Below are 14207 nucleotides of genomic sequence, written 5' to 3'. Positions count from 1 at the left end.
CTGCTCGTCCAGGCCATCCAGCCCGGACACGGGGTTCAAGTCCTCAGCGTTCTCCACGCCGGACATCATGTCGGTCATCAGGTGCACTTCCATGATCGGGAATTACACCGCTCGTTTTACAGTCCCAGGCCAAACCCATTCTGGCGGGCTTCGAGTCGGAGGACGTCGAAGCGGTCGACGGACTCGCGGACGAGGATTTCGCGCGCCCCTCCGGGATCTGGTAACCCTGAAGATCAGGGACTGTGCATCGAACGGCTCTGGCCCGAATCCGGTGGTGACGGTGCGTGTCGGTGCCTGTCGTATGTGGCGCCTCGTGCCAGTGTGAGGCCAGTGGTTCTGCACCGAGTTTGGTTGACTCGTGGGTTGGTGGTTCAGGCCGCTGGTGTAGTCCCGTGTACCTGAAACCAGTCACCCCTGTATCAATTGAAATCTGAGCCGCCCCCAGCTTCCGGCGCGGCCCGGGTGATGGTCGCTCGGTCCTGAGTCGGGTCGACGCCTGCCGTTCTGAGGATTTCCGCACGGTCGAGGGTGCGATCTTAATGCGGAGGGGGTGGGTTCGCGGTGGATGCGCCGGTAGTCCCGGGGAGGGTTCTCGGCGGGACGGTGTCGGGGCTGATCAGCGGCCGGAGTCGGCGTAGCGTCGCGCGGGGCAGCGGCACGGGCAGCGTCGCGAGGAATGCCGTGTCCTCAGCTCGAATTCGGGGGGTGTTGGTCGCCGAGTTGTCGTTGCAGGGCGGTGAGTTGGTGGCGCAGGGTGAGGATCTCGATGTCCTGCTCGCGGTCGGTCATGCGCGATAGCCGCAGCGCGCGGCGAAAGCGTGGGTGACGGCGAGGTAGGCGAAGCGGACCAGCACGAGCCGCCATCATGCCCGACGGCGGCCGCTCATAGCCTCATTTGGCATCGTCTCCTGTTCGGCCGGTTCGACCTGCTGCCGGATCAGTTTCGCGTAGCGGCCACCTTGGCGAAGCAGTTGGTGGTGTGTGCCTTGTTCCACGATCGCACCACCGTCGAGTACGAGAATTACGTCGGCGTCCCGGACGGTGCTGAGGCGATGCGCGATGATGATCTGCGTGCAGGTCAGGCTCTGCAGATTCTGCGCGACCTTTTTTTCTGTTTCCACATCGAGGTGGCTCGTCGCCTCGTCGAGCAGGAGGATGGCCGGCTCGCGCGCGACCGCACGCGCAATCGACAGCCGCTGCCGCTGGCCGCCCGAAAGCGCACTCCCACCCTCGGCAACGAAGGTGTCGTAACCCATCGGCATCGCCGTGATGTCGTCGTGTATAGCCGCGATCTTGGCCGCCTCGATCACACGCTCCCGCTCCAGCGCCAGGTTACCCAAAGCGATATTGGCGTATATCGAGCCGCTGAAAAGCATGCTTTCCTGGAGTACCACGCCGAATTGGCGTCGCAGTTCCTGCCAGTTCATGCGTTGCAGCGAGAGCCCGTCATAGATCACGTCGCCTTCTGTCGGTACGTAGAGGCCCAGGAGTAGTTTCGCGAGAGTGCTCTTGCCCGAGCCGGACGGCCCGACAATGGCGACGCGCTGCCCGGCTTCGATGGTCAGGTCGACTCGGCGCAGGACGTGCGGGCTGTTCGTGGCGTACCGGAAGCCAAGCTGCTCCAATCGCAAGGCGCCGGAAAGGGGAGGCGCCGGCGCCACGTCCTGGCGGTCCTGCTCGGGCTCTGCCTCGGTCACATCGCTGATGCGGTCGAGGTTGGCGCGTACGATCTGGAACTGCTGGCCGCTGTTCACCAGTGACGCGAGCGGAGCGAAGAAGGCGCTCGCCAGCGCGAGCAGCGCCACCATGGTTCCCAACGTGATCGACCCGTTGAGCACCTGCGCCGCGCCCACCCACAACAACGCCAGTTGCCCGAAGGAGCGCAGCGCGGTCAGAATCGCCGTCAGGGTTCCGGACGCGGTGTGGTAGCGCAACGAATTGTTGAGCTGGTCGAAGAACGCGTTCGACCAGCGTTCGAACGCGCCATGTTCGGCACCGGCGGCTTTCAGCGTGCCGATTCCGACCAGCGATTCGGCCAGATAGCCCTGGGCCTTCCCGAACGCGGCCAACTCTCTATGTGCCAGCCCGCCGATATAGCGGTTGGTGGCGACGAGGAGAAGGACCTGGAAAGCCCCGAAAGCCAGCGTCAGGAGGCCGAACGGGAGTGATTGCCAGAGCAGAATGACCAGGTAGAAAACGACGAGGCCGCTGTCCATCACGGCTGAAAGGAGCTGATTGCTGAGCACCTCGCGCAGCATCGCGTTGCTGGCAGCCCGGGACAGCAGATCGCCGCTGGAACGCTGCTGGAAGAAGCGGTAGGGCAGCGCGAGCATGTGCTCAACGAAGTCGAGCATCATGTGCATGTCGATGCGCGCCCGCAGATATACCAGCAACCATTCCCGTAAGAGCGCGGCCACCGTCGTGGCGAGGAACAGGACGAGAATGCCGATCCCCAGCAGGGGCATCACTTCCTGAATCCGGTACGGGAGGAGCCGATCCACCACGACCTTGGTCAGCACAGGCAGCGTCAGCCCGAGGAGCAGAAGCACGAGCGAGACGCCGAGTATCTGCAGGAAGGTCCCTGGAGCTTGTTTCATGTAGCGGAACAGATAGCGCCGAGACCGCTGCCGGGACGGAGCCGGTCGGCGATCGAATGCGCTTCCGGGTTCTGGGAGGATCACGACCCCCGTGAAGCCGGCGTCGAACTCGTCGTGGGTCAGGCGCCGCCGGCCCACAGCCGGGTCCACGACCGTGACGTATCTGCGCGACCATCGTTCCATGACGACAAAGTGGTTGAATTCCCAATGCAGTATCGCCGGCGTTCTGATGAAACGGAAGTCGTTCCACCGCAGCGATATCGCCCGTACCCGCATCCCGTAACGCCGGGCGGTCCGGACGATGTCCAATGCCGACAGACCGTCGCGTCCCACTCCCGAACGCGTCCGCAACTCGGAAAGGGAGACTCCGCAACCATAGTGGTTGAGGACCATGGTCAGGCAGGCAAGGCCGCATTCGACCTCGCTCATCTGCCGCACTTCCGGAACCCGTTTCCGCCACATCGCCTGAATCATCTCGCGTCCTAAGACGATCCCGGAATCACCAACAGCGGCTGCTGCCTGCCGGTCTCTACCTGTGCCGTTATGCGGGTCCCGGCGTAGCGGTCGGGCGGCAACGCCTCACCATCCCCCACGACCACGACGACCGACGGCTGCGAAACAAGATCCGGCTCGACGCCGTACCGCTGCTGCAGTAATGCCGGCGGCACCGCGTTCTGCCCGACCTGCGCGACCGTTCCCTCGACGTAGGTTTCCGATGAGCCGACCGTGATGTGTGCCGGCTGGCCGACCCGTAGCTGCCCCGACTGATCCGGCGGCACGAAAAGGACGACCGCGCCGGAGGCGGGCCGAAGCGGGTCAGAGGTGGTGACGAGCCCAGGGGCGGCGACATAGCTCGGAACTCGAACGGTGAAGGCGAGCACTGCGGCCGCGAGAAGCACGCCGAGCAGGAGCCAGGCGCACGCGGTGACTCGGCTGGAGACAAGGCGAGGAAGGACGATCTTGTCGGTGCCTCGCCGGTACGCGTCCAGTGCCTGCTCACGAAAAATGGCTCGCTCGCTCATGGCCGCCGCCTTCGTCACGGTTGCGTCTGCCATTGTGGCGGAGCCAGCAGGAGGACGCACGGCACCTTGTCGGGCTCTGCCAGGCGTAGCAGCCCGTAGCCGACCCCGGCCAGGCCGGTCATGAAGCCGGGCGTCTCGATGCCCAGGGGTACCCCCGTGGCCGGCCCGTCGGCTTCGATGCTCGACACGATCACCGCGGTTGCCTGCTCGAGCGCCGCACGGTCTTGTGTCCTCCGCAGGGTCCGAGCCGCCGTCAGCAGGAGTTCCGCGTTGCCCAGCGCACCGTGACACAGCGAGTGGTTGATGTCGAAACCGAAGCGAGTCGTGGCGCTCAGCGCGGCCTCTATCTCGGTGTGGACTTCCGGACCATCCATCAGGGACAGCGTGGCCAACCGGCCGAGCCCGATCCCCGCCGCGCCGTGACACCAGGCGACCATGCTCTTCGCGGGGGACCCGGCGGTGGTCTCATCGAGCCGATCGGCACCAGGCGGCGCCGAGAAGACGCGCAGGTCCGCCCAATTGCCCAGTTCGGGAATGAACAGGCTCCGGTCGTACGACAGGGCCTGCCGCGCGAGGTCGCCGAATCGATCGATGCCGCTCACCGCGGCCAGCCGGAGCAAGCTCGTCGCGATACCGGCGGTGCCGTGTGAGAATCCGCCGAGACGTGGCTGGTCTGCCAGAGTTGTCCACGCCTTCCCTCGGCTGGCCGGTTGCGCTGTGGCGACGAGGCGTTCGCCGCACCGGATTGCCGCGTCCAAGGTGCGCGGCGAAGGTCGCACCGCGTGAAGAGCAAGCAGGCACAGCAGGCACCCGGCCGACCCGTAGACGACATCGAGGTGGTCGTCGCGTGCGATGAAGGGTGGAAGCCGTGCGACGACGTCCTCGGCTTCGTCCAGCAGGCTCGAATCCGACCAGAGTACGCCCAGGTTGGCCAGCAGGTAGATGAACGACCCGAGACCGTCGAAGGCGCCGACGGTCATGTCGGCCGGTTCCTGTCCCGTTGCTCCGTCCGCCGCGAGCCACTGCCGGTACTGTTCGCTGACCGGCGTGAACGCGCGATACGCCAGTTCCGTGTAGGAGGGGGTGCGGGTCACTGCGCCGAGATAGGCCAAGAACAAGGCGATACCGGGGTTGCCGGCGTAGAGATCGATTCCGGAGGGAAACAGGCCCCAGGCCGACTCATCGAGGGGGCCCACCCCGAGCCAATGTGCGCAGGCGGCGCTCCGCAACGCGAGTTCGTCGATGCGTTTGCCGCAGGTGTCGGCCAGCGCCAGCAGACGCTCGCTTTCGACCGGACGTTCGGCCGCGAGCTGTGCCTGAGGCCGGGGAATCGTTTCGCGACCCATCAGCAGCGTGGCGAGCGAGGCCTCGATGATCCAGGTCTGCTTGGCGAGATCCTCGTCTCCGAGCCGCTCCATTCGTTGCCGCGCCAAGTCCAGGCTCGGCGCATCGAAGAAGTCGGCAATGGATTCCCCCTCTGAGGTGACGATCGCGCAACTGTCGGGGCGGGTCCGGAAGACAGGAATATCGCCGCGGAGCAGATCGTGCCGTTCCGCTCCGATGAGCCGGGTGAGATAGGGACGAGTAGCCGCCTCCGCCCAGATGCGGTCGAGAAAGCGGTCGCGGTCGAGCGCGTCCCGCAGGAGATCGGGATGGAAGCTTTCGTACCAGAGGAGGCCGTATACGTTCGTCGAACGGACCACGACTCGTATCTCGTCGTGGGCGAAACGTGGTAGCCGCTCCTGCAGCAGAGCGGTTCGATGACGGCAGAGGAGGCGGTACATGTCCGTGAAGCCGCGGAGGAGGGCATCACGGTAGTCGACGGCGTCGACTTCTCGATCCCTCAGGCGCGGCCGGTTGTCGCTCGCGGGCAGTTCGACGTGCTCGCGACCGAGCCGCATCTCATCCGTTCTCACCCCGGTCCAGCTCACGAGGCGATGGGGATTCATCTGCCCTTCCTGCCCGCCCAGCCCGCTCATGTCGACGCCCACCGACTGCTCGTCGGACCATATTCGCCGCGGGAGTATTCCGACCTGCCAGACGGATTGATCCAGGGCTCCCGCAGCCAGGTTGTCGGTCAACAGGCGGTCCCCGCCATGGACCGTCGGGTGAAAGAGCGCCTCGAGGTCGACGAGGATGGGGTGCTCGCCGACGGCGATGAGGTTTTCGTTGTGCAGGTCGGCCGCGCACAGGGCGTAGAGGAGTGCCAGGTAGCTTCCCTGGCGCCGGTAGAACCGGGCGACTTCCGCTTCCGAGGTACAGGAAGCCGGCGCGACGAACTCGCACCATCCGTAGTCGCCGCGATCGACGACGATGTGGGGACACAGCGGCGGATCCGCCCCATGTTCGTTCAACCAGGAGAGCAACTCCTGAAAATGTGCCTCGACGGCAAGAGGTCGCGGCTTGTACAGGACACGCAGGCCGGAGGCGAACCGCAAGAGCAGCACGCTCCGTCCGCTGCGGTGCCGGTCACCCATTCCCGCGTCGATGTCGAGCAACGGTCCTGGATCGCGGCCGCCCGCGAGGGTGGTCCGAATGACCTCCCGGTCGGCACAGAGATTCGTCAAGAACTCGCACAGGTAGTCCGCCCACTGCTCGACGGTGAGCACCAATTGGCGCGCCAGTACCGGATACTTGACGAGAATCGAGGCGACGATCCCTTCTTGACGCAGCATGGCCGAGAAGTCGTCGAACCTCGCCGCTGGTGTCTCGCCCCGCAGGCTTCCCCGCAGCCGTGCGATGTTCATTTCGAGAATGAACGGTTTGCTCATCTGAAACAGGACCGTCGCCGAGATATTGCGTAGGAAGGCCCTGCTCAGCGTGTCCGGCTGGATGGGCACGAACGGATATTCTTCTCGGAGCGCGTCGACGTGGTCGTGCAGCGCGTCGAGCGCGCGCTGGAACAGCGGACCGAGCGCCGGTAGCCATGGGCCGAGCGGATGGCTGTTCTCGACGTCATCGAGCAGGGTGAGCAGCTCCGTACGAGGAGGTGTGTCGACGAGGGCCCGTCGAAGAGCGACGAGCCATGCTGGTTCCCTCGCGAGTCGGGTCCTCAACTCGTCCGCGGGCTCCGCGAGAAGTGTCAGTAGGTCTTGTTCCGACAGGGAATCCAAGGCCAGCCGTGCTGTGAACAGTGAGTCGTTTCCGAAGGGTTTCTGTGACTTCCACGCCCGAAGCCGCCGGGCCGCCCTGTCGGCGTGGGCTGGTGGCGGGGCGGGAAGCGGACCGCCCTCGGGGCCGCACCGTTCCGTGAGCGGGAGTGCCCGATACCACGCGGCAGCGTGCCAGGTCTTCGCGTCTCTTGCCACAGGGTTGTCATCTTTCTCGACGGCTGCCGTCCGACCCCAGCGCTCTAAGGGCCGCTGAACTGCCGTCCAGCGGCCCATGTAGTCATCCTCGGCGTTCTCGTCGACCGTGCGTTCAGCAGGCGTCGCAGGGCTTGAGCGAGTTGCCGCGAGTGTGGACGCAGGTCTTGGTGTTGCACCCGACGCTGGCGCCGCTTTGTATGCCGCCGAGGACTTCGCCCAGTTCCGCGTCGGTCAGTTCAATTGCTCCGGCCGGGTGCTGCGGCAGGGCGGCCAGGTCGTCGGCGCTCAAGCTGCTTCGGTACTCCGGGTCCTCCCATGCACGGATGGCCTTGTCGATACCCATGACGTTCGCCTCGTCTCCCGATGTTCGATGCCTATATCGTTGCCTAAGTGGGAATCCACGAGGTCAGATTTCATCGCGTGATTCTCACACCATCTTTTTGGCACTTCGTTTTTCGTGCCGCCATGTTGCCGACCTTGGCGGCAGAAATCGACAGGGACCGAACAGTCGCTCAACAATTCGCGAGCCGCGGCCCCGCTGTTTTCTGGTCGGACGTGTTGAGGGTGACAGTGGGTGAGTGGCGGGTCAAGAGAGGCGCTCACCCGGGTGGGTGGAGATCGTTGGCAGCAGTGACACGCAAGCATTCTCGACGCCGCCGCGCGAGTCACCGATGCTTTCGCAGCGGAAAAGATCACCCGCTGCGGCATTTTGTCTGCATAACAGCGAAATTCGTTGACGATTTCCAGGTTCGGTGAACCTATTCCCGCTTCTTCAGGCATGCGCTGGATGTCGAGAGTCTCCACGCACCGGCTCCCGCGCGGACACCAGGTCCACCTGCTCCATCGCGTGCGCGATGTTGTCCAGCGCCGTCCCGGGATTCAGCAGGCTCTTTCCGCCCTCGCTGATGAGCAGACCATTAGCGTGCTCAGCACGATCATCCGGCGTGAGGGCGATGAGCCGCCGGGCAAGGACGGTCCTCAAGCCCGATTCTGCCGGCGGGTTCTTAGTCTCGCTGCTCGCGGAGCGGTGCCGTGAGCAGCCGTTCCAGCTCCTCGTCGGCCTCATCGCACCCGGCGTCAGATATCCGTTGCAGCTCACGCAGGTCACCCTTCGCGACCGCGCGCCGGGTGAGCAGGTGCCCGGCATGCATGCTTCCCTCGTCCAGCAACTCGCTCAGTTCCTCAAGATCCGCACGGGCGTCGGCGAGGTCGGCCAGCCGGTCCAGGGCGATCTCGTTGCCTTCATCGGCCAGGGCGCGCAGGGTCTCTCGGTCGTAGTTCGCACTCACCATGACGACATGGTGCAACGTTTCCCTTAGGGCAAGGTCAAGTGAGATCATGGTCATGTGATCACTATCGGCCAGCTGGCCAGGTATGTCGGTGTGTCGACCAAGACGATCCGGGTCTATCACGACAAGGGACTGCTCGCCGAGCCGAACCGCGATGCCTCCGGTTACCGACGGTACGAAGCCAGCCACGCCATCGAGCTGATCAAGATTCGGACCTTGGCTGAGGCCGGTGTTCCCCTGGCGCGCATCCGTGACCTCGGGTCGGCCACCGACGAGGAGATCCGCCAAGCGCTGCACCAGATCGACACCGACCTCTCCGTGCGCATCCGTGACCTGAAGGCGACGCAGGAGCGGCTCCGACGGCTCGCCGACGGGCGTCTCCTTGCGGTACCAGCCGAAGTCGCAAGCTACCTCGAACGGTTGCGCGGACTCGGGTTCAGCGAGCGATGGGTGGCCCTTCAAAACGACTTGTGGATCCTGGTGTTCGCGACTCATCCCAACACCGCGAACGTGCTGTTGCGCGACCAGGCCGACATCCTGACCGACCCGAGGCTGCGCCAGATAGTTCTCGACTACGACCACGCCCATGACCTCGATCCCCATGACTCGCGCGTCGACGACCTCGCGCGCCGGATCGTCGACGCCACCCGAGCACGCTACGGAGCCGATGATCTGCCCGGATATGCCACAGGCTCGGAAATCCCGGCGATGATCCAAGCGGCGGTCAACGCCGCGTCGCCGACATGGCAGCGGCTCGACACCCTGATCCGAGAGCAGCTGGACGCTCGATAGGTCGGGGCCTCGCGGAGTGGCTCATCCCGCTGACTCGCGCTGGCTCGGAGGTGTCGATCATCTGACTTCACACCCGCCCGGGCTGCCGTCTCCGCCGGGGCTGATCGCTGTTACGAGTCGGCCCGGATGATCGCTAAGAGCAGCCGACAGCGGGCGGCACCGATGCGCAGCTTCCGGCGAACTGTGTCCGCGAAGGTCGGTCGGCGATGCGTGACCGCGCCGTGCCGCTGGCGAATGCTGCTGACCGTTCGCTGTTCGACGCCGAACCGGTCACCCAGTACACCGTCGCGTCGGACTGATAGCCAGCGATCAACTCCTCGATTCGATTGTTACAGGGAGTGACCGCGCGATGATACGGCCTTCACAACACTTTCTGAGCTGGGAAATCTCCGGCTTGATCACTCATCGGATGGCGGACATGAAGGTGCCGAAGATCGTTGTGCCGGTGGTTCCGGCTGATCTGGTCCGCAGGGTGTCGGTGGGCTGTCAGGGCCGGTCGTTGGAGGGTCGGCGGGATACGCCGATTAGCTGTGCCGGTAGAACTCGACGACCTGCTGGAACGTCGGCCTGTTCTGCCAGTCGACGTCCGGCTGGCCGACGATGCCGACCGGCCGGAAGGCGATGGCGTCGTACTGCGGCATCGTCTGCTTGGCCGCCACGGTGTCCGGCGTGCTCGTCCAGCCGGCCACGTCGGTGGAGTCGCCGTTCGCCGAGACGAGGGTGCGGTAGGTGTCGGCCAGCGCCTGGTCGATCACCCCGGGGCAACTCGCCGGGCCGGAGCCGCAGATTCTCGACATCACGGCAGGGCCGAACGGCGAAGCCACCGGGGCTCCGCGCAGCTGCCGCAGCACCTTGACGACATAGCTTTCGTAACCGCCGTCGTAAGCGCTGCCCAGGTGCGCGCCGCCGCTGTTGGGCGTGTTCACCCACTGCATCGGCAACGCCGAGTACCCCGCCGCGGACGCCCCGCCGGTCGAGCCGACGCCGGTGACGCCGCCCGCGGCGAGGACCGAATCGAACAGCGCTCGAATCAGCTTCGTCTGCAGCACGTCCATGATGGCCACGGCGGCGTGGTCGGCGTACTGGGCTTCGCCCGGCGCCGTCTTGCGGCGGTGATCACCCGTGGCGTTCCAGCGCTCGAGCACGCCGATCATCTGCCGCACGCCGGCCGGCTCGGAGCGACCGTCGAGGTAGGACAGCAGCTCCGGCAGCGTGGTCAACCCGTCGAGATCCTGGGTGGCGGCGGTCTCCATGGCCTGCACCAGGTTCGCGCGGGTGAGCTGACCATGGTGAGCATTCAGTTCGTCCGCGATCTGCGTGTCGAGCATCTGCACCCGGTAGACGGGACCGTAGCCGTACTGGCTGTCCGAGGCCGAGAACCCGGGCGCCGGTTTGTTGTTCCAGCTGGTGAGGACGCCCGACGGCGGGTCGATGGCGTGCGGGTGCTGGGCGGCGGGCAGGAACCCCTGCCATTCCGCGCCGCCGGTGCCCCAGGTCGGCAGATTCGGGTCGGCACCGGGCTGCCGGACCGGGTCGAGCCCGGAGTTGTAGTAGGCGATGTCGCGGCTGTCCGCGTAGAACCAGTTGAACGTGTACCCGATCTGCTGGGCACCGGCCATCCAGGACGCCGCGTCGTGGGTGAGGGCCGGTTGACCCCAGTGCAGGAACCCGACGACGGAGTCGACCTCGTGCCCGTAGGTGGAGCGCTGGTCGACCACCGCGACCGGTGCGCCACCGGCCGCGCTGGTCCAGCCCTGCACGATGCCGTGCCGGGTGAGGTAGACGTCGTGCGTGATGACGGTCGGCGCGCCGACGCCGCCGGGCTTGGGCACCGCGGTCTCGGTGAACGTCTCGTGGGTCATGGGCAGGCATCGGCCGTCGAATTCGTAGTACTTCCCGGTCGGGGCGGGCGACGCCCCGGTGGGATCGCAGACGCGTTCCAGCCGCTGATCGGTCAGATCCGATCCGGCGGAGGTGGCCGACCAGGCGAAGTCCCTGCCGCGGCCGAGTTCGACCAGGCCGGTTCCGGGGAACGACGCGCCTTCGGCGTCGTAATCCGGTGAGTGCAGGTCCTCCTGCATCAGGATACCGGGCGCGAAATAGGACACCTGCGGGCCGAACACGGCGATGGGGTGCCCGTCCGCGGAGTGCTGGGCGGAGACCACCAGCGCGTTGCTCATGTGCTTCGGCATGGCGAGCAGGTTCGCGACGATCTCCGTGGCGGCCGGGTTCGGGGCGGTGAGGTCGCAGCCTGCGGTGGTGCCGGCCGGACCGCCGGTCAGCGGCTTTCCGGCGTCGTCGGGCAGTGCGGTCAACGCAGGGTCGACGTGGCCGGGAATCTCGTAGGGGAACGTATCGTCCACAGTGGTCGGTGCGTCGCCGTCGTTCTGCTGCTTGAAGTCGGTGAACGCCTGCCGTCCCGGGGCGTCACCCAGCTGCCGTTGCAGGTACTGCAGCAATGCGGCGTTGTGCACTTCGGACCCGCCACCGTCTCCGAAGATGCCGCCGATGAGGGAGGCCACGTAGACCACGTCCGCGACCGACCAGCGTTGCGGTGGTTGCAGCGCCGCGGCGTAGTCCGCCGGAAGGGCGCCCGGGTCGGTCGTGGTCCGTCCGATGTAGGCGTTGACACCGTCCACAAAGGAATAAATCATCCGGCGGGCGAGGGTGCCCTGGGTGCCGAACTCCGCGGGCAGCGCGTCCACCTGGGCCTGGGCCTGTGCCGCCGTGTACGGCGCCAGCAGGAGCTGGTCGTGGTCCATGCGCTCGTCGGCACAGGACGGTCCGAGGAACTGCGAGAGGCTGCCCGCACCGTAGTGCCGCAACACGTCCATCAGGAACAGCCGGTCCTCGGCCTGCGCGTAGCCCGCGCCGAACGCCAGCGCCGCGTCGTTGTCGCCGTAGACGTGCGGGATGTCGCGAGCGTCGCGGTAGATCACCACCGGCTGGCCGGCGGCGGGATGCTCGGTGCGGGTGACGTTGCCGGGCGCGATGCCGAACGACTCGTCGCCGTAGTAGTCGCCCAGCGTCGCGTCCGTGAGCGAGGGTGCGCCGTACAGCAGGCCGGCGTACGGCCCGAGCTGGTCGTCACTGTGGGGTGGGCGCGTGCCGTTCAGTTCGAACTGGGCGAGCTGAGCGGCGTCGACGAGCCCGTTCTCGCCGGGTGGGTCGATGCTCATGACCCGGCCGTCGCCGTAGTCATGGGCCCGGTAGGTGGGCGGTGACGAATCGGCCGCGGCCGGGACGGCGGAGGCCACCAGAACCGCGGCGGCTGACAACAAGATCCACGACGGACGCCGGAAGGTGCTGCACGCGCGGCTCATGGGGTGTCCTAGCTGTCGGTGCGGCTCAGCGCCGCGGCGATCTGACGGGCGTCGAGGGTGATCTCACGGAACATCCCGCTGGGCGGATTGGTGTAGCCGATGAAATGCAGGCCGGGTGCCGTGCGATGGGTGCGCGGCCCGTGTACCAGGGGCAGGCCGGTGGGGCCGAGTACACCGAGGTGACCGACGAGCGGTTCCAGCCCGCGGCGGTAGCCGGTCGCGGCGATGACCGCGTCGGGCCGGATCGCGGTGCCGTCGGCCAGGCGAACCCGGTCCCCGTCGAATCCGGTGACGGCCGGGACGGGTTCCACGCGCCCGTCCAGCACTGCGTCGACCACTCCCGTGTCCAGTATCGGAATCTCCCCGCGCGCGGACCCGCGGTACACGCCGGGTCCCGGGTCGGGCAGTCCTTTGTGGTCCAGCCTGGGCACGGACCGTTTCCGTACCGGCTCGGCCAGCCGGTCGGCGAGGGCGACGGGAGCGTGCCGCAACAGCACCGCGACGAGCTGGGTCGGAATGCCGAACTGGGAGCGCCGCAGGATGTGCGGCGGGGTGCGAAACGCCAGCCGTACCCGGGCGGCGCCGTGCTCCACCAGGTCCACCGCGATCTCGGCCCCGGTGTTGCCGGCGCCGACCACCAGCACGTCCTGGCCGCGGAACGGCGTGCCGTTGCGGTAGTCCGCGGCGTGGCAGAGCGTCCCGCGATACGTCCGCCGGCCGGGCCATTCGGGCAGCAACGGGCTGTGGTTGTACCCGGTGGCCACGACGACGGCACGCGCACGCAGGTCGTGCCGCCCGCCGTCGTCGCACCGCAGCGACCAGCCGTCGCCGGACCGCTCCACGCGCCGCACCGTGACGCCGGTGCGGATCTCGAGATCGTGGTGCACGGCATAGCGTTCGAGGTACGCGATCACCTCGTCCCGAGAGACCCACCTGCCCGCCGTGCGCGGGATGCGGTAACCGGGCAGATGGGACAGCCAGCGGACGGTGTGCAGGTGCAGCCGGTCGTAATGACCACGCCAGCTCGTCGCCACGGACGCGCCCCGCTCGAGCACCGCGGCGCTGACCCCGCGCCTGGCCAGCGTCGCGGCGACCGCGAGACCGGCCGGGCCCGCGCCGACCACGGCCACTCGCGCTCGAGACCCTCCGCTCATGTGTCCTCGCACGGTCATCCGTCGTGAACAAACACGAACCTGAGTCAGGTTCTTGTCTGTTTGTACACTGGAGGTGTGGCAGAGGCAAGGGGTGCCGCCGGGAATACCGACCGGGCGGCTCGACGGGTGCCGGTGCAACGGCGGAGCAGGGAGCGGGTGGCACGGATCCTCGACGCCGCCGCGGACCTGGTCGTGGAAGCCGGGATCGAGGCACTGGGCACGCGAGCCGTGGCCGCGCGGGCCGGGGTGCCCATCGGTTCGCTGTACCAGTACTTCGCCGATCGCGACGAGATCATCCTGGAGCTGGTGCGGCGGGACACCGCCGAAATGGACGAGGCCGTCGCGCGGGCGGTCGCCGCGCTGGAGCGACCGACGATGCGCAACGTGGTCGAGGCGACCATGCGCGCGTTCGTGGGCGTCTACCACCACCGGCCCGCGTTCGTCGTGATCTGGTGGCGCGGGCGCACGAATGCGGCCGTTCAGGAGTTCTGCCGTGCGCACAACCGCGAGATCGCGGCGTTCCTGTTCGCGTTCGCCCAGCAGCAGGGCATGCTGCGCGACGGCACCGACCCCGTGATCGCCGAGCTGGCGGTGGAGGTCGGTGACCGGGTGTTCCAGCTCGCCTTCGAACACGACCTGCACGGCGATGAGCGGATCATCGCCGAGGGCATCGACCTGGTCACCGGCTATCTGGAGCGCCACACCCGCGGCCGGTGACCAGG

At 66.9% G+C, this 14207-nt stretch carries 10 protein-coding genes; 2 read left to right on the top strand and 8 right to left on the bottom strand.

Annotated features, from left to right (window positions below; all coding sequences use genetic code 11):
* Nucleotides 1–863: 863 nt before the first annotated feature.
* The 6 genes from HFP15_RS33400 to HFP15_RS33375 form a co-directional block, all read right to left on the bottom strand.
* Complete coding sequence (locus HFP15_RS33400) at nucleotides 864–3071, bottom strand: peptidase domain-containing ABC transporter (protein ID WP_168520953.1); 2208 nt, start codon at nucleotides 3069–3071, stop codon at nucleotides 864–866.
* Nucleotides 3072–3079: 8 nt separating this feature from the next.
* Nucleotides 3080–3619 carry a hypothetical protein gene (locus HFP15_RS33395; RefSeq protein ID WP_168520951.1) on the bottom strand — a complete coding sequence of 180 codons (540 nt, stop codon included), beginning with the start codon at nucleotides 3617–3619 and terminating at the stop codon, nucleotides 3080–3082.
* Nucleotides 3620–3633: 14 nt separating this feature from the next.
* The gene (locus HFP15_RS33390) at nucleotides 3634–6732 is read right to left on the bottom strand and encodes a type 2 lanthipeptide synthetase LanM family protein (protein ID WP_168520949.1); all 3099 of its coding nucleotides are present in this window, start codon (nucleotides 6730–6732) and stop codon (nucleotides 3634–3636) included.
* A 307-nt stretch (nucleotides 6733–7039) separates the two neighbouring features.
* Nucleotides 7040–7270, bottom strand: coding sequence for a mersacidin/lichenicidin family type 2 lantibiotic (locus HFP15_RS33385; protein ID WP_168520947.1), 231 nt, complete (start codon nucleotides 7268–7270; stop codon nucleotides 7040–7042).
* Between the two features lie 429 nt (nucleotides 7271–7699).
* The gene (locus HFP15_RS33380) at nucleotides 7700–7909 is read right to left on the bottom strand and encodes a hypothetical protein (protein WP_168520945.1); all 210 of its coding nucleotides are present in this window, start codon (nucleotides 7907–7909) and stop codon (nucleotides 7700–7702) included.
* A 22-nt stretch (nucleotides 7910–7931) separates the two neighbouring features.
* Nucleotides 7932–8219 carry a hypothetical protein gene (locus tag HFP15_RS33375; protein WP_168520943.1) on the bottom strand — a complete coding sequence of 96 codons (288 nt, stop codon included), beginning with the start codon at nucleotides 8217–8219 and terminating at the stop codon, nucleotides 7932–7934.
* Nucleotides 8220–8273: 54 nt separating this feature from the next.
* Here HFP15_RS33375 and HFP15_RS33370 point away from each other — a divergent pair, with 54 nt between their 5' ends.
* Nucleotides 8274–9008, top strand: a complete 735-nt coding sequence (locus HFP15_RS33370; RefSeq protein ID WP_168520941.1) for a MerR family transcriptional regulator — start codon at nucleotides 8274–8276, stop codon at nucleotides 9006–9008.
* Between the two features lie 524 nt (nucleotides 9009–9532).
* Here the strand turns inward: HFP15_RS33370 and HFP15_RS33365 are convergent.
* Both HFP15_RS33365 and HFP15_RS33360 read right to left on the bottom strand, forming a co-directional pair.
* On the bottom strand, nucleotides 9533–12331 hold the full coding sequence (locus HFP15_RS33365; protein WP_168520939.1) for a penicillin acylase family protein: 2799 nt from the start codon (nucleotides 12329–12331) through the stop codon (nucleotides 9533–9535).
* A gap of 8 nt (nucleotides 12332–12339) precedes the next feature.
* Entirely contained in the window at nucleotides 12340–13623 is a 1284-nt protein-coding gene (locus tag HFP15_RS33360) for a flavin-containing monooxygenase (RefSeq protein ID WP_281355704.1), read from the bottom strand.
* Here HFP15_RS33360 and HFP15_RS33355 point away from each other — a divergent pair.
* Nucleotides 13561–14202, top strand: a complete 642-nt coding sequence (locus tag HFP15_RS33355; protein ID WP_168520935.1) for a TetR/AcrR family transcriptional regulator — start codon at nucleotides 13561–13563, stop codon at nucleotides 14200–14202. The two genes, HFP15_RS33360 and HFP15_RS33355, sit on opposite strands and share 63 nt — an antisense overlap.
* The last annotated feature ends 5 nt before the right edge of the window (nucleotides 14203–14207 follow it).

The sequence above is a fragment of the Amycolatopsis acididurans genome (assembly GCF_012328925.1).
GTDB lineage: Bacteria > Actinomycetota > Actinomycetes > Mycobacteriales > Pseudonocardiaceae > Amycolatopsis_E > Amycolatopsis_E acididurans.
The sequence above is the reverse complement of the archived record's forward strand: the minus strand, read 5'-3'. Positions and strand labels throughout refer to the sequence as shown.

Coding starts and splice junctions, on each gene's coding strand:
- HFP15_RS33395 (WP_168520951.1), bottom strand. CDS start 3,619: ATGAGCGAGCGAGCCATTTTTCGTGAGCAGGCACTGGACGCGTACCGG.
- HFP15_RS33385 (WP_168520947.1), bottom strand. CDS start 7,270: ATGGGTATCGACAAGGCCATCCGTGCATGGGAGGACCCGGAGTACCGA.
- HFP15_RS33375 (WP_168520943.1), bottom strand. CDS start 8,219: ATGGTGAGTGCGAACTACGACCGAGAGACCCTGCGCGCCCTGGCCGAT.
- HFP15_RS33400 (WP_168520953.1), bottom strand. CDS start 3,071: ATGATTCAGGCGATGTGGCGGAAACGGGTTCCGGAAGTGCGGCAGATG.
- HFP15_RS33365 (WP_168520939.1), bottom strand. CDS start 12,331: ATGAGCCGCGCGTGCAGCACCTTCCGGCGTCCGTCGTGGATCTTGTTG.